Origin of the sequence: Bradyrhizobium denitrificans (assembly GCF_013179005.1) — a bacterium.
Classification (GTDB): Bacteria; Pseudomonadota; Alphaproteobacteria; order Rhizobiales; family Xanthobacteraceae; genus Bradyrhizobium; species Bradyrhizobium denitrificans.
In genome coordinates this window covers 136,733-155,455 of record NZ_JABFDP010000011.1, presented here as the reverse complement: position 1 = coordinate 155,455, position 18,723 = coordinate 136,733, and the positions used below count along the sequence as shown (strand labels likewise).

Below are 18,723 nucleotides of genomic sequence, written 5' to 3'. Positions count from 1 at the left end.
GCCGGTACCGTGCACGGACGCGACTCTTCGCGCTGGGCGCGGACCGGCGGCTCAGGCCACCGGACCGCCGTGTGCGCGCCAGCCGCTCATGCCTCCGGCATAGTGGCGGACGTTCTGTCGTCCTGCCGATAGCGCGCGCCGCAGCGCCGTCGCCGAACGGCCGCCGGCCTGGCAGATCAGAACCACCGGCTTGTCCTGGGTAAGACTGTCCGGATCGAAGCGCGACAGCGGATGATTGACGGCGCCCGGAATATGGCCGCCGTTGAACTCGTGCGGCTCGCGTACATCGACGATCACGCAGCTGCGCTGTTGATGCGCCCGAACCAGCTCGTCATGCGCGATGGCCGGCACGCTGACCGATCCCGTCAGCCTGTTGAACAATCCTGCTAGCATGGGAGACGCCTCTTACTGTTGACGATGGACGTTCGGGCCGGTCAGCCGGCCCGCGTGCGCCGCGCCTTGGCCTCTGACGATTCGACCCAGAGGAAGAAAGCGCCCGCGCCGATCGCCAGAGCGGCGAACCAGATACCATCCGGTACGCCGGTGATGTCCGGCAGACGTACCTTGCCGAGCGCCCAGACGTTGAGAATGTGAGCCTTCACCCAGTCGAAGCTCAATGCGTAGAGGATTGCACCGACGATCATGCCGAACGCGCCGACAGCGGCGTGCACGCTGCCGCTGGCGATGGCGCCGAGCGCGGTGCCCGGGCAGTAGCCGTAGACGACCATGCCGACGCCGAACAGCGCCGCACCGAGCGCCACGGCCAGCATGTTCGCGTCCTTGACGTAATATTTGGTGTTGCCGGTATCGACCAGCAGCAGCACGCCGATGCCGCCGACCACGATCGCAGTCCCCATCACCTTCAGCACCGTGAAGTCACGCAGCCGGAACTGGTTCTCGATAACGTTGCAGCTCGTGACCTTGCCCTGCTGCAAGAGATAGCCGAACACGGCGCCCATCAGGAGCGGGCCGGCGATGCTCATCACTGACGTCATGACCTTCTCCTCTCAGGCTTTGCGGAACATCAGGCGCGACCCCAATAGGCCGGTCGCGAACATCACGGCAAGAAACAGCCAGCTCGACAGCGCCAGTTGCAACCCGCCGGAAATGCCGTGTCCGCTGGTGCAGCCGCCGGCGAGACGCGCGCCATACATGATGACGATGCCGCCCAGGAACGCGGCGACGAAGCGCTTGAACACGGACGGGCCGAAGCGCTCCTTCCAGACCTCCGGCACCAGCTCGAGCCGCCAGGTGCCCGAGATGATCGCCGACAGGAACGCGCCGAGCGGAATGCCGACCAGGAACCAGACGCCATAGTCCCATTTCAGCGGCATCGACTTCCAGTAGCTGTTGGTGGCGACGGCGTCGGATCCGATCACCGGGACCGCGAACAGCGAAGCGACGCGCGAAAACGCGGTGGTGACGCCAAGTGGATCGCCGAACCCGGCAAAAGCCACCCAGGTGAGAATGCCGATGCCGGCACCGACCAGATAGGGCGACCAGTCGATCCGTCTCGCCTTCCGTACATCTCCGACCACGACATCGGTCATCATCGTCATGACGCCAGTCCTCCTGCTCGCGCGCGGCGCAGCCGCGCTGACAACGACGGATTATATACGCACATTCGTACTTATGAATATTTATTATGAGGGTATCGTAGCGGTCGGCTGTGCAGCGTCGTGCATCGGCTTGGCGGCGAACAGCCAGCGGTCCACGACGAAATCGGTGGCGGCTGCGCCGAGCCACATGCCGCCGAGCACAATCCATGCTGTCAGCGCGAACACCGATGCCCCGGTCACGCCGGCCCCGACGGCGCACCCGCCGGCCAGCATCGCTCCGAATCCCATGAGGACGGCGCCGACCAGATAGCGCCGCATGCCGCGCCCGTCCGAAAAGCCTTCCAGATTGAGCTCGCCCGCCAGCGCCGCCGCGACGAACGAGCCGATGAACACGCCTGGGATGATGCCGAGGTCGAAGCCGGGCTTCAGCTGGGGGCTGGCGAGCACTTGCATCAAGAGCTCCGCCGAGGGCCCGCTGAAGGTCAGGCTCTTCAGCGGCACCGGCGCAAACGACGCCTGGCCGAGCTGATAGGTCAGCAGCCAGCCGGCTGCGACGGCAGCACCCGTGGCCACCGCCGAGTACAGGATCCGACCTCCGACCTGGAATTTGGACACGGCGGCGAGCCCGGCCAAGAACCACAGCATGCCGAAGCCGAGCTTCTCGGGCGTACCGCCGCCCAGCACGCTCATGATGTCGCGCGACGGTCCGCCATCGACGAGCCAGAGATTGGTGAGCCACTCACGCAACGGCGCAAGCAGACCGTGATAGGCCGACTGCGCCGTCACCGCGAAGATCAGGCCCGACAGCAAGGCTCGCAGATTGCCATTCGCGGAGAGCACCAAGAGACGGCTGGCACAGCCGCGCGCCAGGATCATGCCGCAGCCGAACAGGGTGCCGCCGATCATCGCCCCGGAGATGCTGCCCTGCTGCGCCAGCTGACGCGCTTCCGAAACATCGAGCAGGCCCATGGCCACCAGCGACTGGGTGCCGAGCAGCGCCGAGGCAAAGGTCAGGAGCCAGACGGCGAGGCGCGGCCCGCCCTGCCCGCGCGCGAACTCGATCGTCGCGGCCCGCAGACAGAAGCGGCTGCGCTGGGCGAAGAAGCCGAAGGCACCGCCGACCGCGAGCCCGCACAGCAGCAGCACCGGCTCCTCACCCAGACGATCGATCAATGCGGTGAGCACGGGCGCTCTCGTCGTTCAAGTCTGCCGCACAACGCGCCGGGCGGCGTCGGCAAGGACGTATGCGGTCGTCACGGGCGCAGATAGGCATATCCGCTCTGTTGCAACTCGGTAAGGCGCACCACGCCGCCGTTCTCCGCCACGGCGAAGCCCGGCAGGAGATCGTCGAGCTTCACGCCCTGCGCCTTCATGGTGTTGGCACAGGCGTCGAACCCGACGCCTGCCTTCATGAGCCGCTCAGCCAGTGCCGAGATGGTCTGGTCGGCCGAAATCGCATGAAAGGCCCGCAAGCCCGGACCGTGGATCACCAGGCGAATGTCGGCCCGTCCAGGTCCGCCGGTGCCGTCGACGTGGTTCTGGATGTTGCCGAGAACGAACAGGGCGCGATCCTGATCGGCAAGATGATAGACGACGCGCTGGCGAGCAGACTCGGTCGCCGCCCGGGCGCTGCCGACGCCGAAGAGTCCAAACAGACTGGCAAGTCCAGCTTGCATCAAAGATCGTCTTTCCATAGGTGACTCCTAACGCACGGCTGCAATGAAGGCTGCGATGCGATCCGCTGCATCCTCGGCGGCGAGATCGCGAAAGAAATGGTCCGCGTCGTCGATCGTCTCCAGCCGGACACGGCCACCGGCCGATGACGCCAGCGGCGCGAACGACGCGGCGACGTCCGGCACGGTCTTGTCCTGCGCAGCCGCCAGCACCAGAATCGGAAGGCTGACATCGGCAATCAGCGACGCCGTGTCCTGGCGCCGGTCGGCGCGATAGAATGCGGCAAAGGCCCGCGCCGTCACCTCGGCATCGCGGCAGTAGATGAAGCCAGGGACGGACATCCATTCTCCGCCCCGTCCGGCGGCGAGCGCCGCTTCGGCCTTGTCGAGCAGCGCCGTCAGCGATTGGCCATAGGTCTCCGCATAGGCCGCTCTCAGGCTCGCCTCGGTGCCTGCGGTGGCCGGCGCGAGCAGGATCGCGCCTGCGACGGCAGCCTTCGAATTGGCGGCGAGATACCGCGCCACCTGGTTGGCGCCGCGCGAATGCCCGAGCACGAAGACGCGCGACGACGTCTTGCGCGCTTCGCTCAGCCACGCCGCGATCTCCGGGATTGCGTCGTCAGGCGCATAGTCATGAGGCCTGCCGCAATCGTACATGCCGCTGCGTCGATCGAGACCGAGCACGAGATTGTGGGCCAGCGTGGCGATGCCGCGCTCGGACAGCGCCTTGGACAGGCCCTGGATGGTCTCCATGTCCTTGTGCGCGAGCGTGCCATGCGTAATCAGCACCAGCGGCACATCCGGCCCCAAAAGCGCCGGCAGCCTGAGGGTGCCGAGCGCCGTGCGACCGCCGATGATGAGTTCGCGCGACTCCTCTGCGGCGAGGACCGCACAACTCACCAACGAGAGCACCAGAGCGAGCCACCACCGCATCGTCAAACCCTCAGGGACGCACGATCGTCCAGTTCTTCTCAGCCAGTTCCAACAGGATCGCGACCCCGGTCTTGACCACGGTGACGCCCTCGAGCAACGGCGGCTGCCGTCCCTCCCTGCCCGCCAGCGTCTCCAACGTGTTGCCGCAGGCGATGAAGCTCACATTGGGCATCGACTTCGCGAAGCCCATCACCCGCTCCTTCACAGGCGACCGATCGGCCAGCAGCATGTCGAGGCCGCCATTGAAGGCCACGATCACGATCTCGACCTCGTCGCCTTCGCCCGAATAGTGACGCGAGACATTGGCAGCGACGTCGAGCACCGCGCGCATCTTGGCCGGCTCCTCGTCGCTGATCTGCAGCGCGAGCCTGTGCGGCTCGGCCGCGACGGCAACGGATCCACCCCCGCTGGCGACCAGGAAGACGGATGCGACCGCCAACAGCATCCTGCGGCGGCTGCATCCGGCGATCCTCACTCGACGCCTCGCGGCTTGCCGTCCTTGTCTTCCGGCGTGACGTCGACCGCGGTCGCGCGTCCGGTGATCTTGACCGGCGCGATGCAGTTCTTCATGCAGGGCTCCTTCTGCCAGAACGCCTTCTCGCTCGTCGCCCGGTCGTCCATCATGAACCCGCCCTCGTTCGGCATCTTGATCGTGGCGAGATTACTGTTGCTCAGCTCGAAGTTCTGATCGGTGATCACGTCGTTCAGATAGAGCACATAGGCGACCAGCGCGTAGTACTCGTCGACCTTCAGCGATTGCGGGCTGCCGAACGGCATCGCGTGGCGGACGTAGTCGAACAGCGTCGAGGCGTACGGCCAGTAGGAGCCGACCGTCTTGACCGGATTGTCTAATGTCAGCGAGCCCTTGCCGCCGGCGAGCACCGGCCAACGCCCGGCCCCCTCACCGAACTCGCCATGGCAGCTCGCGCAATTATCCATGAACAGCTTCTCGCCCTGGGCGACGGTGCCCTTGCCGACTGGCAGGCCCTGCCCGTCCGGACGCACGTCGATGTCCCAGCCGCGGATTTCCTCGGCGCTCGGCGCCCGGCCGATGTTGAAGCGCTGCGCCGGCTTGGCCTCGGCTTTGGATTCGGTCTTCTCGCCCGGGCCACCGGCGAACGCGACCGAGCCGGCAAGCGCGGCGAGCGCGACGGCTGCAATGATCAGCTTAGGCGACCTCGACATTCTCGACCTCACCATTTGCCTGCACGTGCCAGGTCTGGATGCCATTGTTGTGATAGATGGAGTTGTAGCCGCGCACCTTGCGCAGCTCGGCCTTGGACGGCTGCACATAGCCGGTCTCGTCCTGCACCCGCGACTGCAGCAGCAGCGACTCGCCGTTCCAGTCGAACTCGTAGTAGAAGCGGGTCAGCGCCTTATCGAGCACCGGGCCGTCGAGCCGCGCCGGCCACCAGTTGCGGCCACCATCGAGCGACACGTCGACGCGCTTGACCTTGCCGTTGCCCGACCAGGCCAGGCCCGAGACGATGGTGAACCCCTTGCCGTGCTTGATCGGCGCCTGCGGGCTCGGGCTCGTGATCACCGACTTCGCATCCATGGACCAGGTGAAGCGCCGCGCCTTGCCATTTGGTAGCAGATCCGTGTACTTCGAGGTCTCCTCGCGGGTGTGCCAGGGCTGGTCGCCGACCTCGATGCGGCGCAGCCACTTGACCCAGAGATTACCCTGCCATCCCGGCACCACCAGACGCATCGGATAGCCCTGCTCGGGATACAGCGCCTCGCCATTCATCTTGTAGGCGATGATGCAGTCGTCGAGCGCCTTCTCGGTCGGCAGGCTGCGATCCATCGCGGCGGAATCGGCGCCCTCCACCAGCAGCCACTTGCCGCTGGACTTGACGCCGGCCTCTTCCAGCAGCGTCCGCAGCGAGACGCCGGTGTATTGCACGCAGTGGATCATGCCATGCGTGAACTGGCAGCCATTGAGCTGGGCGCCGCGCCATTCCATGCCGGAATTCGCCGCGCATTCCATGAAGTGGATGCGGTTGACGCGCGGAAAGCGCTTGAGCTCGTCGAGCGAAAGCAGCAGCGGCCGCTCGACCAGGCCATGGATCATCAGTCGGTGATCGGCCGGATCGACATCGGCCACGCCGCCGTGATGGCGCTCGAAGCACAGCCCGTTCGGCGTGATGATGCCTTCGAGCTCATGCAGCGGCGTGAAGCTGACCGAGGATTCCCGCGAGGCTGTCAGCCATTCGACGTCGCGCCGGACGACGTCCTTCTCGAATTTCGACGGCTTGCCGTAGGGACGCACGGCCACGCCCTCGCCGAGGGTACGCGTCCATTCCGGTACGTTCGGCGGCTGGTTGGCCGGATTGCCTGCGCCGGCGCGGGCCGGCGCGGCGATCGCAGTGGCCGCGAGGCCACCGGCGGCGGTCAGGAAACCGCGGCGCGAGGCGCGCGGGAGTGAGGAAACTGATTTGTCCTTCGACATCGTCGTCACACTCCGGAGACTTTGACGGCCCGATTGGGCTCGAGACGAACGGTTTTCTGACGCTGCAGATAGCCCGACACGACCTCCCAGATCGGCGGGCCCTGCGTACCCTCGTTGACGCTGGCCCAGCCGGCGACCTGATACTCGCGCGCCGGATCGATCACCGCGCCGGTCTTGATCAGGCGCATGTCGGAGATGCGCTGTCCTTGCGGCTTGTTGACGTCGATCGCGTAGGACATGCCGCCGATGCGGACCATGTCGCCGCCCTGCTGGTAGTAGGGGTCGACATTGAACAGATTGTCGGCCACGTCCTCGATGATTTCCTTGAGGCGCGTGCCGGTCATGCCCATGCGATAGACCGCGGGATAGGTGATCGCGGTGGCGTTGGTGACGTCCTCGAAGGTGATGTCCTGGCCCGGCATGACGCTGGTGCCCCAGCGGAAGCCCGGCGACAGCGCAATCTCCGCATCGCGTTCCTGCAGCAGAGCCTGACAGATCAGATCGTCGAACGTGCCGTTGAAGTTGCCGCGGCGGTACAGCAGCGTCTCGGTGCGTCCGAGCGCGCGGCCGAGATCGGCCGCGAACGGCTTGCGCACCTCAGCGATCTTGGCTGCCATCGCCGTATCCGGCGTGATCACGTCGGAGAACAGCGGGATCAGCCTGTAGCGATAGGCCTTGACCTCGCCATCCTTGACGTCGAGATCGAGCCGCGACACGAACTTGCCGGAGGAGCCGGATGCGATCAGCAGCGTCTTGCCGACCTTGACCGCTTCGGGCAGCGCATCATGGGTGTGGCCCGTGAGAATGACGTCGAGACCTTTGACGCGGCTGGCCAGTTTGCGGTCGACGTCGAAGCCGTTGTGCGACAGCAGCACCACCAGCCCGGCGCCGGCCTTGCGCGCCTTGTCGACCTGGGTCTGGACATCCTCCTCGCGCACGCCGAACGACCAGTTCGGGATCATCCAGCGCGGATTGGCCACCGGTGTATACGGGAAGGCCTGGCCGAGCACTGCGATCTTGACGCCGCCCCGCTCGATCATCGTCGAGGCCTCGAACGCCGGCTCATTCCACTCGGTGTCACGGATGTTGAGGCCGAGGAACGGAAAGCCGAGCCCGTCGACCGCCTGCTTGACGCGCTCTGTGCCGTAGGTGAACTCCCAATGCCCGGTCATCGCATCCGGCTTCAGCAACGCCATGCAGTCGATCATGTCCTGGCCGCGGGTCTGCAGCGACGACCAGGACCCCTGCCAGGTGTCGCCGCCGTCGAGCAACACGACCTTGTCGCCGCGCTCGGCGCGGATCGCCTTGATGACGGTCGCGGCGCGATCGAGTCCGCCGATCCGTCCGTAGGTCTTGGCAAGCGCCTCGAAATCCTCCGAGGTCAGCGCATAGGCGGACGACGATCCGGGCGCAATGCCGAACCGCGTCAGAAACTCCTTGCCGGTGACATGCGGCGGTTGCCCCTTGGCGTCGCCGACCCCGAGATTGGTCGAGGGCTCGCGGAAATACAGCGGCATCAGCTGGCCGTGGATGTCGGTGACATGCACCAGGGTGACGTTGCCGAGCGGATCGAACGCCAGAAGCTCCTTCTCGGTCAGCTTCTGTTGCGCAAAGGCGCGGGATGTGCCCGCGAGGCTGGCGCCGCCCGTCAGGGCAGCCGCCGCCAACGCGACCTGAACGAATTCGCGACGCGATATCATGATGTGTCTTCCTTGTGTCCGCAGCTAGTTGCGGACCGACGGTGTCTCGACGGGCAGACCGATGCCGCGCCAGGCGACGTAGAGCTCGAGCGCGAGGAACTCGTCCGACAGCGGCTTGTAGGGTACACCGCGCACGTCGAACATGCAGCCCTCGAAGCGTTCGTGCAGCGGGATCAGGCGCTGATCGCGCAACCGGTAGGTCGGAAAACCGTTGGTCTGGCCCTGGCTGAGAAAGTCGGCGCGCATGAACTTGCCGTTGTTCTTCTCGTGGCAGGAGGCGCAAGCGAGATCGAGCTGGCCGACGCGCGTGTAGTAGATCTCCTTGCCCTTTTCGAACCATGGCGACATCGGACCGTCGGTCTTCACCGCCACCGGCAGGCCGCGCGACTGGAAGCGCACGAAGGTCGTCATGTCCGTCAGCTCCTTGGACTTGAACGCCCAGGGCTCCGCCTTCATGTGCTCGGTACGGCAGATGTTGATCTGCTGCTCGAGATTGACGGGCTTGTTGAGCTTCTCGCTCCATTTCGGCATGGCCGCGCCGACGCCCTTCATGGTCTTTTCGGCCTCGCCGTGGCAGCTCATGCACGACTTGCCTTCGCCGCCGTCGACCGTCTTCCAGACATCGGCCGCACGCTCCACGGCGAGAAAACCCGGATTCTCCAGGTCGTCGTCCTGCAGCGCGCGGGTTTCCTTGGTGCGGAACTGATAGCCCGAAATGATGGTCTGGAACACGTGACCGGGAGGCGCCGGAATGCCCTTGCGTTCCAGCTCCTCGCCGGAGGTCGCGACCGCCGAGAGGACCAGCGCAGCCGTCGCCAGACCAGCGAGAGAACCGTAGCGAATGGACATCCGTCACTCCCCGTAGCGATCACACGATTCCGGTCAGGCCTTCAGCGCGATCTTTTCCTCGGCTGTCACCACCGAGCCGTCGTCATCGGTCCAGGCGAACTTGAAGGTGCCCTCCTCGTCGATCCTGGCGTCGAACTGGATGTATGGGTTCGCCGAGATCGCCGGCTCCAGCGCGCAGGAGAACACCGGCCTGCCGTTGAACTCGCAGGTGAACTTGTTGATGATCTTGCGTGCAATCGGCTTGCCCTGTGCATCCTTGCGCTGGCCCGATTCCATCAGATGCGAGACCAGCGTCTTGATCTGGATGATCTCGCCCTTCTTGGCTTCCTTCGGAAGCTTGATCCGCGGCTTGTCTGCCATGTTCTCTCTCCTGTCTCAGCCGCCGCAGCCGCCGATGGTGACCTTGACCGTCTTGCGCTCGGTGAACAGCGAGCCGTCGCTCATCTTCGCGACCGCGATCACGTTCTGGGTCTGCGCCAGACGGATGCGGATCGACGCCTCCGCCTTGCCGGACATCGGCGTGAACATCAGAGTCGCGACGCCGGCATTGGGATTGCCGTCGGCCACGAACAGCACTTCCTTGACGTAGTTCTCGGCCGTCATCGGGCTTTCGACCGTGAGCGCGAGCGGCACAGTGTTGCCGTTCTCGGCAATCTCAGGCAGATCGAGCGTGATCTTGCCCTTGGCCGCTTCCTTGCCACCGGTGAACTTCTTGATCAGCTCGGCCGCGTCGTTGCTCGGCTCGGCGTTGGCGGCCATCGGCAGCACCGTCAAGGCGACGAAACCGCCACCGAGAAGGAACGCCTGTCGTCTGTTGATTGCGCCCATGCATCATCCTCCAGAGGCGGTTATTTCAATGTTTCGAGAAACGCGACGACGTCCTCGACCTGCGCGGCCGTGAGGACGGACTTGCCGACGAATTCCGGCCTGACCCGATTGAGTCCGTCGTTTTTGTAGAAGGCGGGCATCACCGTGTCGGTGAAAATGCGCTTGGGATCGGCAACGATCAGGCGCAGCTGCGCCGTATTGTAGCGGGTCGCGACGCCATCCAGCGACGGACCGAACTCGCCGTGAAACTCTTCCGACTTCAGCGCCGAGACCTGATGACAGGCAAGGCAGTTACCCAGCGTCCGCGTCAGAAACACCTTCTTGCCGGCCTCGGCATTGCCGGGCGCACCCGTCAGGGATTTTGGAATCGCATAGTCGACGATGTCGAGCCTGATCGGCTCGTCACCTCGCGCGGTTGCCGACAGCAACACGCAGAGCAAGGCGGCCGGAATCAAACGGCGCATGTTTCCACCCTGACCGACGAGGCTTCCCCTCGCCTGCTGATGCGACGGACTTACGGTCCATCATATTCATAAATTATGATTTGATAATGTGATTAATGTCAACCGAATTCGATGCGGCAGCGCACTCAACCCTTCGACGACGTGAGATAGTCGCGGAACGAGCCGCGCTCATAGGCCTTGTCGCGTACGAAGCGGAACATCGCGAGGAAATGCGGCGGCTTGAGATAGCCGGGCGCGCGCGCCACCTCGCGTGCAAGCGGCTCCTTGGCTGCAACGCCGTCGACCGGCGGCGGAAAGAACTGGAACGTCGGCGTGAATCGGATCGCGTAGCGCTCGGCGAGCTCCTTCTCGGTCAGCTCCCGGCCATCGAAATCGATCACCTTGCGCGCGCCGAGCAGGTTGAGTTGCAGCACCTCGAAATTGGCGCGGATGTAGTCCGCGATCGCTTGATCGGCGAAGTTCACCAGATGCGTCTCGCGGCAATAGGGACAGCCGCGCAGCTCCCACATCACAGCAAGCCGCTTGCCCTCGGACGAGGCGCTCTCGAGGTCCTCGCGCAGATCCAGGAAACTGTTGAGGAACCAGGACTGGTGATAGAGCCCGTCATCGCCGAGCACCGCGTCGGCGCGCGCCGGCGTGTGTATGGCGCCGAACGCGGCTGCTGCAGGCAGCAGCGCAACCAGATCGCGTCGGGTCATCGTCCGGTTCGTCATCATCAGCCTGCTCGCGCGCTTTGCCAAATCCATGGAATTTCGATACATAATATTCGAATAGTAGAATGTGAGAAGGGACATTCGATGCTGCGCCGCGCCATCCTGCTGTCGCTCGTGCTGTCATGCCTCGCGCATGGCATACGCGGGCACACCGAAGAGAACGCGGATGTTGCGGCCTTCATGCACGCGGCGATGGCCAGCCTGCGCACAGCCGCGAGTTATGGGCGCACCGGCAATGTGGGCTTGGCGCAGCTCGAGCTCGACGACGCCCGGACCGCCTGGGCCAGGCTCGCCGAGCGCTCCAATGCGCCGTCTTCGGCCCAATCCTTCGCCGCGCTGATCGCCACTGGACACGATCGCCTGAAGCAGGCGGACGAAGCGCTGGCCGCGGGTGATGGTGCCCGCGCTGCGGCGGCCATTGCCGCGTTGCGCCAGTCGCTTCACGCCTTCAGACGCGAGGCCGGCGTGGTCGAGCTCAGCGATTGCGTGTTCGGCCTGTCACCTGTCATGAACGAGTTGCGCAACGCCGCGATACGGTTCGCGGCGGGCAAGGCAGATGCCGGCGATGTCGTCCAGGCCGGCACCGCGCTGCGCGAGCGGCTGCAGCGCTGCAGCGGCCTGGCGACGCCGGACGTTGCGAGCCAGGCCGAATTCCGCCGCCTGATCGACGGCGCCACAGCAAGCGCGGGCGAGATCGGCCGTGCCGCACGCGAGGGCGATGCCGGTCTCGTGCATCGCTATGAGATCGAGCTGCAGTCCTTCGTCAATCTGCTGGACTTCCGCTTCGGCTGATCAGCCGATCGTGGCCAGCGAGGGAAAGCGCTCGAATATCCATTCCGACATCCGCGGGACCACGCCGGTGAGAAAGGCCGCGCCGGTCAGCACCAGAAAGCCGCCCATGGTCTTCTCGACCAACGCGAGATGCGGCTTGATGCCCTTCAGCAGGGTCATGAACTCGCTCATGAAGGCGGCGGCGATCAGGAACGGGATTCCGGTTCCGAGCGAATAGGCCGCGAGCAGCAGAGCGCCCTTGGCGACTGTCGCCTCCGCGCCGGCCATCATCAGCACGGCGGCCAGAACCGGCCCCGCGCATGGCGTCCAGCCGAAGGCGAAGGCCAACCCCATCACGAAAGCGCCGAGCAGTCCGGCCGGCTTGCGGCCGACATCGATGGTCGCGCTGCGGTACAGCAGCGGAATCCTGAGCAGCCCGAGGAAATGCAGGCCCATCATGATGATGACGAGGCCGGCGACGAGGCCGAGCTGGCTGAGGTGGCCGGCGATGAATCGGCCGAACACGGAGGCGGTGGCGCCAAGACCGACGAAGACAAGCGAAAAGCCGGCGACGAAGCAGAGCGCCGTCAAGACCGTGCGCCGCCGCGGCACCGGTGCGGCCTCGATGACGGTCTCGGCCGCCGACACCCCGGCCATGTAGCACAGGAACGGCGGCACCAGCGGCAGGATGCACGGCGACAGGAAGGACAGCAGCCCCGCGGCCAGCGCGGCGCCCAGCGTGACGTCGAGATCCATCATTCCTCCCGGGCTGGACACCCCTGCCCCATGCAGCCCGCCTTGACGACGCGGGCTTCGGAAACGGAGCACTAGTACATATTCGAATTCAATGATAGATTGGAGCGCAAGTCCAGCAAGAGGATTGCGGCATGACGCTCAAAATCGCAAAACTCGCATGGGCGGTGGCGGCGGGCCTTTGTCTCTCGTTGCCGGCCGCCGCCTCCGAACTCGTGATGTTCGAACGTGCGGGCTGCGGCTGGTGCGCCCGGTTCAATGCCGAGATCGCGCCGATCTATTCCAGAACTGACGAAGGCCGCGCACTGCCGCTGCGGCGGGTCGACCTCGGCCAGCCGCTGCCGGCGGATCTCGCCGGCATCGATCCGGGCGCGTTCACCCCGACCTTCGTGGTGGTCGATCAGGGCCGCGAAATCGGCCGGATCCGCGGCTATCCCGGTGATGCGTTTTTCTTTGGGCTGCTCGGCCGTATAATGAATGCTACAAGCGGGGCGCCGACCCGCTCCTGACGGATAATCGAGGATCCAGAATTCATGCCGCTGCCGAAGTTGAAGGACATCGAAACCTCCGCCGAGCTCGAGCAGATGATCGAGAAGGCGCGGGAAGCCAGCGAGATGCTGAAGGCGCTGTCCCACGAGTCCAGGCTGCTGCTGCTCTGCATCCTCTCCGAAGGCGAAAAATCCGTCACCGAGCTCGAGCAGTTCCTGGGCGAGCGGCAGTCGACCGTCTCGCAGCAGCTCGCCCGTCTCCGGCTCGACCGGCTGGTCACGACGCGGCGCGAGGGCAAGACGATCTACTACAGCCTCGCCAGCGAGGACGTCCGCAAGATCCTGACGGCAATCTACGACGTCTTCTGTGAGCCCGTCCGCAAGCGCCGCCGCTGACATTCGTCGCATCGCAATCGCCTTCGCTGACCATCCGGCTCCCACCGCAGACAGAGCAGCGGGCGCGGCAGGAGGTCTGGCTTCGCCGCCGATCCTGGCGCACAATGGCGGGACGAAAACAAGGACATCGGGGGGAATGCTCAGTCCGTCAGCATTGACGTTCATGTGCGGTCTGCTGGCAGGCGGCGTTCTCGGCGTTGCCGGGCGCGCCGGCCGGTTCTGCACGCTCGCGATGCTGGAGGACGCGTTTTTCGGTGCGGATACGCGGCGCCTCAAATCCTTCGCCCTGGCTGCGGCAGTGGCGCTGGTCGCCACCCAATTGCTCGCGAGCTTCGGCCTCGTCGATCTTTCGCGCTCCATCTATCTGACCTCATCCATTCCGCTCGGCGGCGCCATCCTGGGCGGCTTCATGTTCGGGATCGGCATGGCGCTGGTCGGCACCTGCGGCTTCGGCACGCTGGTCCGCATCGGCGGCGGCGATCTGCGCGCCATCGTCGTGTTCCTGGTGCTCGGCGTCTCGGCCCTGGCCGCAATGCGCGGGCTCACCGGATTCCTGCGCGTTGGACTCATCGAGCCGCTGTCGCTGCGCCTGCCGGAGACGATGAGCCAGGGCATCGACGTTCTGCTGTCGACAGTGCTTGGATCATATGCGCGGCCGGCCGTCGTCTCCATCGCGGCCGTCGCGCTGGCCGCCTGGGCGCTGGCCGACGGGCGCCTCGTCAAATCGCCACGGCTGCTGCTCTCGGGCGTCGCCGTCGGCAGCGCGGTTACGTTCGGCTGGTTCGCCACCGGCTGGCTCGGCAATGACGATTTCGATCCGGCGCGCGTGGCCTCGCTGACTTTCGTCGCCCCGCTCGGCAACACCGTGCTCTATATCGCCACGCTGTCCGGCAGCCGGGCCGATTTCGCGATCGGCTCGGTGGCGGGCGTGATCCTGGGCTCCTTCGTCGCGGCGATGTTCTCGCACGTGTTTCGCTGGGAGGCCTGCGACGACGCGCGCGAACTGAAACGTCACATGGTCGGCGCGCTGCTGATGGGCACCGGCGGCATCATGTCGATGGGCTGCACCATCGGCCAAGGCCTCTCGGCGTTCTCAACGCTCGCGCTGTCCGCGCCGCTGACCATGCTGGCGATCACCTGCGGTGCACGCCTCGGCCTCGAATACACCATGACCGGCGAATGGCGGCCAGCCGTGCGCAACCTGCTCCGGATCAGCCATTGATCGACGGCAATTTGCGGTTGCACCCTGCACCAGCCGACAGTCCGACGCGGTTCAAAGAACAGCGTCGGAAAAAGCGGCCGTCCGCTGATAGCCGCGGCCGGCGTGCAACAAGGTTACGCGGCAGATCGGAAGATTTGGTTCCCCGAAGCACGGTGGCTGAGCCACTCGGCGACGACCGCCCTTCCTCCGAGCTGCGATCACGATCGACCTGCGACTGAGCTCAGGAACTGCGGCATCGCATGTGCGTTGGCTGCGTGCGGGGCTCGTGCCGTACGGAGTTGAAGATGTCTCAGGCCGATCATAGGAGCCCTCAGGACCACGAGCACACAGTCCATTACGACGGGCCCAGCGGCGGCTGGGGATCGCTACGCGGCATCGCACGGATCTTCGGCAAGGAGTGGGCCACGCCGGCGGCGCTCGAGACCCTGGCGCGGCAGAACAAGCCCAAAGGGTTCATGTGCGTGTCCTGCTCCTGGGCGAAGCCCGCGGACTACCACACCTTCGAGTTTTGCGAAAACGGAGCCAAGGCCACGCTGTGGGAGCTCACCACGCTTCGGTGCACGCCCGACTTCTTCGCGCAACACACCGTGGTCGAGCTGCTGACCTGGAACGACTACGATTTGGAGCAGCAGGGCCGCTTGACGCATCCGCTGCGGTACGACCCCGAGAGCGACAAGTATCAGCCCTGCTCGTGGGAGGAGGCTTTCCACGCGATCGGCGCAGAGCTCCGTCGGCTCGATCCGACATCCGTCATCTTCTATTCGTCCGGCCGGGCAAGCCTGGAGACGTCCTACCTCTACGCGCTGTTCGCACGCGCCTATGGCAACAACAATCTGCCTGACAGCTCGAACATGTGCCACGAGACCACCTCGGTGGCCCTGAAGAAGGTCATCGGCGCGGGCGTCGGGACGGTCGTGTTCGACGACCTGAAGAATTGCGACGCCATGTTCTTCTTCGGCCAGAACACCGGCTCCAACAGCCCTCGCTTCCTGCATCCGCTGCAGGATGCCGCGAAACGCGGCGTGCCGATCGTCACGTTCAATCCGGTGCGCGAGAAGGGCCTGATTGCGTTCACCAACCCGCAGAACCCGGCGGAGATGCTGACCGGCAGCGAGACGCCGATCAGCACGCAATATCACCAGGTCCGGCTCGGCGGCGACATCGCCGTCATGCTGGGCATCTGCAAGCATGTGTTCGCCGCCGACGACGCGGCCAAGGCCGAGGGGAAACGGGTTCTCGATGTCCCCTTCATTGAACAACACACCCAGGGTTTCGGCGACTTCGAGGCCAAGGTGCGCGGCACATCATGGTCCGAGATCGAGGCGAAGTCCGGCTTGAGCCAGGGCGCGATCGAGCGGGCCGCAGAGATCTACGTCAAGGCTGACCGGGTGATCGGCGTCTACGGAATGGGCCTGACTCAGCATGTTCACGGCTTCGAGAATGTCGCCATGTTCGTCAACATGCTGCTGCTGAAGGGCAATATCGGCCGCGACGGGACCGGAATATCTCCGGTCCGCGGGCATTCGAACGTGCAGGGACAGCGCACCGTCGGCATCTCCGAAAAGCCGGAGCTGGTGCCGCTCGACAAGATCGCCGAACAGTTCGGGTTCGATCCGCCCCGCGACAAGGGGATGAACACGGTCGAAGCCTGCGAAGGCATTCTCTCGGGGAAGGTCAAAGCCTTTTTCGGCCTTGGCGGAAACTTCGTCCGAGCGATACCGGAGCGTGAGGCGATGGAACGTGCATGGCGCAAGATGGACCTGACGGTCCAGATCGCGACCAAGCTCAACCGCAGTCATCTGGTGAACGGCAGGACCGCCTATCTGCTGCCCTGTCGCGGCCGCACCGAACAGGACATGCAGGCCAGCGGGCCTCAAGCCGTGTCGATGGAGGACACGTTCAGCTGCATCCAGGGCTCGATCGGGTTGCGGAAGCCGGCAAGCGAACATCTCAAATCGGAGGTCGACATCGTCGCCAGTCTGGCCGAGGCAACCCTGCCGCCCAATCCCAGGCTGAAGTGGCGCGAATGGGTCGACAACTACGCCCTGATCAGGGATCTGATCGCGCAGACCTACCCGGACGAATTCCACGATTTCAACGAACGGATGTTCACGCCGGGCGGATTCTATCGCGGCAATGCCGCACGCGAGCGGATCTGGAAAACCACCAGCGGCAAGGCCGAGTTCACCGTCCCCGACACCCTGGACGCCGCGGGATTCGACGACGCACCTGGCCGCTACCGGCTGCTGACGATGCGCAGCAACGACCAGTTCAACACGACGATCTACGGATTCAGCGACCGCCTGCGCGGTATCGAGGGCACCCGTCAGGTGCTGCTGATGAATCCCGACGACATCGCCAAGGCCGGACTGCAGGAGGGACAGATGGTCTCGCTGATCAGCGACGCGCAGGATGGCATCCACCGCGAGGCGGGACCGTTGAAGGTGACGCCGTTCAGCCTGCCTGCTGGATGCGTCGGCTCGTACTATCCGGAGATGAATCCGCTCATGCCACTATCGCATCACGATCAGCAGTCGAAGACACCGGCGGCCAAATCGATCGCGGTGAGACTGAAAATCTAGGAGGGCAGACGATCGTCGGCCGCCTGCGACTACAGGTTTTTGTCCCAGCGGCAGCGAGCGAGGCACGCCACAGACGTGGCTCCTTCAATCCGACGGATTCCCCCGGGTGACGGACAATCCTTAGGCCACGCTCCGCGTCATCATGTCGTGCCATGCTTGGCCCCTCGATCCAGAGTCGCACCGAGCACGCCGCCGAGATACGCGCCGCTCACCTGTTCAGACCGGCGGCGCTGAGCCAGGCGCCCTCGTCGAAGCCGAGCCCCATCGCGCCCTTGATGTCGGGAAGCCCGATGCCGAGCAGGCGGCTCTGAAAGCTCGCGATGAACGGTCCCAAGATGACCGCGCCAACGGCACCCGTGACCGGCCCCAGTGCTTCAACGTCGACTGAGTTGGACCTGCCCACGCGAACCTCCCGCTGCGGAGCAGCTCATTTGACTTTTCCGGACCTCACTCTCCCGGTGGCGAACTCAGCGTGGCGGGACCGCGTCGTCATGTCGTGCCGCCCTCGCCTTGATGCTCCAGGACTGCGCCGAGCACGCCGGCGATGAGGGCCCGCAGTTCGTCCTCGTCGGACTCCACGAAAGGTTTGACGCGAATGACGTTCCTGAACAGGGTGACCCCGGTCAGCAGCGCCATCGCGAGCGTGGCACGGCGGGCGCTCGCATCCCCGATCCGGCCGGACAGAGGCTCGATCGCCGTCTCCAGGACGAACTGCCGCAAGATCGGCAGCGCTTCCGGGCTCGAAATCGAATGAATGAAGATCCCGAGCGCATGCCCCTTTGGTGGGCGGCTTGACACCGCGCGCTGCGCCATAGAGGCGGCGATCTCCTCCGGCGTTCCCGCGATCAAATCCGTCATGTCCGCAGCGTCTCGGATGGCTTCCGTAAACAGCTTCTCCTTGGATCCGAAGCAGCGATGCACATAGGAGACATCGATGCCGACGTCCCCTGCAATGTCCCGCAGGCTCGTCCGCTCGTAAGAGTTCTGCGAAAAGCGTTTGACGGCGGCCTTCAGGATCCGCTCGCGAGAGCTGGTCTTAGGGCGCGATGTTGCGGTGGCGGTCATGAGGGCTCGCTATCGGGTGTCGCCGTTCCGATTGGACAGGAGCGGAGCGGCATGCCGGTCGGTCCGGCCACGATCATCCTAACATGCTCGGCAGGTCAACGTGTGTTGACTTGCATCAAGCCGGGCGGCCCGTGATGGCCTAGGCTTGGCCAGCCTTTCGAAGCTGCAGAGGAAATCATCTCCATGGTCAAGCGAGCACGTCCGGCATTGGCTGGTGCAGGTCCCACCGCATGCGCGGGTCGAACGCGGAGCTTCGGCGCGCATCGGCGCATGGC

General features: G+C 65.1%; 23 protein-coding genes. 5 read left to right on the top strand and 18 right to left on the bottom strand.

The annotated features are described in order from the left end of the window. Positions 1 to 51: 51 nt before the first annotated feature. From HL671_RS14050 to HL671_RS13980, 15 genes are all read right to left on the bottom strand, one after another. Complete coding sequence (locus HL671_RS14050; protein ID WP_172236734.1) at positions 52 to 393, bottom strand: rhodanese-like domain-containing protein; 342 nt, start codon at positions 391 to 393, stop codon at positions 52 to 54. Positions 394 to 434: 41 nt separating this feature from the next. After that, positions 435 to 995, bottom strand: a complete 561-nt coding sequence (locus tag HL671_RS14045) for a YeeE/YedE thiosulfate transporter family protein (protein WP_172236733.1) — start codon at positions 993 to 995, stop codon at positions 435 to 437. 12 nt (positions 996 to 1,007) lie between these two features. After that, complete coding sequence (locus tag HL671_RS14040; protein WP_172236781.1) at positions 1,008 to 1,550, bottom strand: YeeE/YedE thiosulfate transporter family protein; 543 nt, start codon at positions 1,548 to 1,550, stop codon at positions 1,008 to 1,010. Positions 1,551 to 1,643: 93 nt separating this feature from the next. Next, on the bottom strand, positions 1,644 to 2,744 hold the full coding sequence (locus HL671_RS14035; RefSeq protein ID WP_172236732.1) for a YeeE/YedE family protein: 1,101 nt from the start codon (positions 2,742 to 2,744) through the stop codon (positions 1,644 to 1,646). 68 nt (positions 2,745 to 2,812) lie between these two features. After that, positions 2,813 to 3,253: a DsrE family protein gene (locus HL671_RS14030; protein ID WP_172236731.1), complete on the bottom strand. Its 441-nt coding sequence runs from the start codon at positions 3,251 to 3,253 to the stop codon at positions 2,813 to 2,815. Positions 3,254 to 3,262: 9 nt separating this feature from the next. Further along, on the bottom strand, positions 3,263 to 4,165 hold the full coding sequence (locus HL671_RS14025) for an alpha/beta hydrolase (protein WP_172236730.1): 903 nt from the start codon (positions 4,163 to 4,165) through the stop codon (positions 3,263 to 3,265). Between the two features lie 10 nt (positions 4,166 to 4,175). Then, positions 4,176 to 4,610, bottom strand: a complete 435-nt coding sequence (locus HL671_RS14020) for a DsrE family protein (protein ID WP_172236729.1) — start codon at positions 4,608 to 4,610, stop codon at positions 4,176 to 4,178. 26 nt (positions 4,611 to 4,636) lie between these two features. Beyond that, positions 4,637 to 5,350, bottom strand: coding sequence for a c-type cytochrome (locus HL671_RS14015; protein ID WP_374050103.1), 714 nt, complete (start codon positions 5,348 to 5,350; stop codon positions 4,637 to 4,639). After that, a complete protein-coding gene (gene soxC / locus HL671_RS14010; RefSeq protein ID WP_172236727.1) occupies positions 5,334 to 6,617 on the bottom strand; it encodes a sulfite dehydrogenase in 1,284 nt (427 codons plus the stop codon). Before soxC ends, HL671_RS14015 begins: the two co-directional genes overlap by 17 nt. Positions 6,618 to 6,622: 5 nt before the next feature. Continuing rightward, positions 6,623 to 8,317 (bottom strand): thiosulfohydrolase SoxB, encoded by a 1,695-nt coding sequence (soxB, locus tag HL671_RS14005; protein ID WP_172236726.1) that lies wholly within the window; start codon positions 8,315 to 8,317, stop codon positions 6,623 to 6,625. 24 nt (positions 8,318 to 8,341) lie between these two features. Next, positions 8,342 to 9,166, bottom strand: coding sequence for a sulfur oxidation c-type cytochrome SoxA (soxA, locus tag HL671_RS14000; protein ID WP_172236725.1), 825 nt, complete (start codon positions 9,164 to 9,166; stop codon positions 8,342 to 8,344). A 33-nt stretch (positions 9,167 to 9,199) separates the two neighbouring features. Further along, the gene (soxZ, locus tag HL671_RS13995) at positions 9,200 to 9,526 is read right to left on the bottom strand and encodes a thiosulfate oxidation carrier complex protein SoxZ (protein WP_012043762.1); all 327 of its coding nucleotides are present in this window, start codon (positions 9,524 to 9,526) and stop codon (positions 9,200 to 9,202) included. A 15-nt stretch (positions 9,527 to 9,541) separates the two neighbouring features. Further along, entirely contained in the window at positions 9,542 to 9,994 is a 453-nt protein-coding gene (gene soxY / locus HL671_RS13990; RefSeq protein WP_012043761.1) for a thiosulfate oxidation carrier protein SoxY, read from the bottom strand. 20 nt (positions 9,995 to 10,014) lie between these two features. Continuing rightward, positions 10,015 to 10,458 (bottom strand): sulfur oxidation c-type cytochrome SoxX, encoded by a 444-nt coding sequence (gene soxX, locus HL671_RS13985; protein ID WP_041750720.1) that lies wholly within the window; start codon positions 10,456 to 10,458, stop codon positions 10,015 to 10,017. A gap of 125 nt (positions 10,459 to 10,583) precedes the next feature. Next, complete coding sequence (locus HL671_RS13980) at positions 10,584 to 11,156, bottom strand: thioredoxin family protein (RefSeq protein WP_246579710.1); 573 nt, start codon at positions 11,154 to 11,156, stop codon at positions 10,584 to 10,586. 99 nt (positions 11,157 to 11,255) lie between these two features. Between HL671_RS13980 and HL671_RS13975 the strand changes: the two genes are divergently transcribed. Then, positions 11,256 to 11,963: a hypothetical protein gene (locus HL671_RS13975; RefSeq protein ID WP_012043758.1), complete on the top strand. Its 708-nt coding sequence runs from the start codon at positions 11,256 to 11,258 to the stop codon at positions 11,961 to 11,963. On the opposite strand, the gene HL671_RS13970 is transcribed toward HL671_RS13975, so the two are convergent. Continuing rightward, positions 11,964 to 12,698, bottom strand: coding sequence for a cytochrome c biogenesis CcdA family protein (locus HL671_RS13970; RefSeq protein ID WP_012043757.1), 735 nt, complete (start codon positions 12,696 to 12,698; stop codon positions 11,964 to 11,966). 131 nt (positions 12,699 to 12,829) lie between these two features. Here HL671_RS13970 and HL671_RS13965 point away from each other — a divergent pair, with 131 nt between their 5' ends. The 4 genes from HL671_RS13965 to HL671_RS13950 all read left to right on the top strand — a co-directional run bounded on the left by HL671_RS13965 (position 12,830) and on the right by HL671_RS13950 (position 17,383). Beyond that, on the top strand, positions 12,830 to 13,204 hold the full coding sequence (locus tag HL671_RS13965; RefSeq protein WP_172236724.1) for a thioredoxin domain-containing protein: 375 nt from the start codon (positions 12,830 to 12,832) through the stop codon (positions 13,202 to 13,204). A 24-nt stretch (positions 13,205 to 13,228) separates the two neighbouring features. Next, on the top strand, positions 13,229 to 13,579 hold the full coding sequence (locus HL671_RS13960; protein ID WP_012043755.1) for an ArsR/SmtB family transcription factor: 351 nt from the start codon (positions 13,229 to 13,231) through the stop codon (positions 13,577 to 13,579). Between the two features lie 136 nt (positions 13,580 to 13,715). Next, positions 13,716 to 14,801 carry a YeeE/YedE family protein gene (locus HL671_RS13955; RefSeq protein ID WP_172236723.1) on the top strand — a complete coding sequence of 362 codons (1,086 nt, stop codon included), beginning with the start codon at positions 13,716 to 13,718 and terminating at the stop codon, positions 14,799 to 14,801. A 284-nt stretch (positions 14,802 to 15,085) separates the two neighbouring features. Next, a complete protein-coding gene (locus HL671_RS13950) occupies positions 15,086 to 17,383 on the top strand; it encodes an FdhF/YdeP family oxidoreductase (protein ID WP_172236722.1) in 2,298 nt (765 codons plus the stop codon). 208 nt (positions 17,384 to 17,591) lie between these two features. Here the strand turns inward: HL671_RS13950 and HL671_RS13945 are convergent, their stop codons facing one another. After that, positions 17,592 to 17,786: a hypothetical protein gene (locus HL671_RS13945; RefSeq protein WP_172236721.1), complete on the bottom strand. Its 195-nt coding sequence runs from the start codon at positions 17,784 to 17,786 to the stop codon at positions 17,592 to 17,594. A gap of 86 nt (positions 17,787 to 17,872) precedes the next feature. Continuing rightward, positions 17,873 to 18,448, bottom strand: coding sequence for a TetR/AcrR family transcriptional regulator (locus tag HL671_RS13940; RefSeq protein WP_172236720.1), 576 nt, complete (start codon positions 18,446 to 18,448; stop codon positions 17,873 to 17,875). Positions 18,449 to 18,723: the final 275 nt, after the last annotated feature.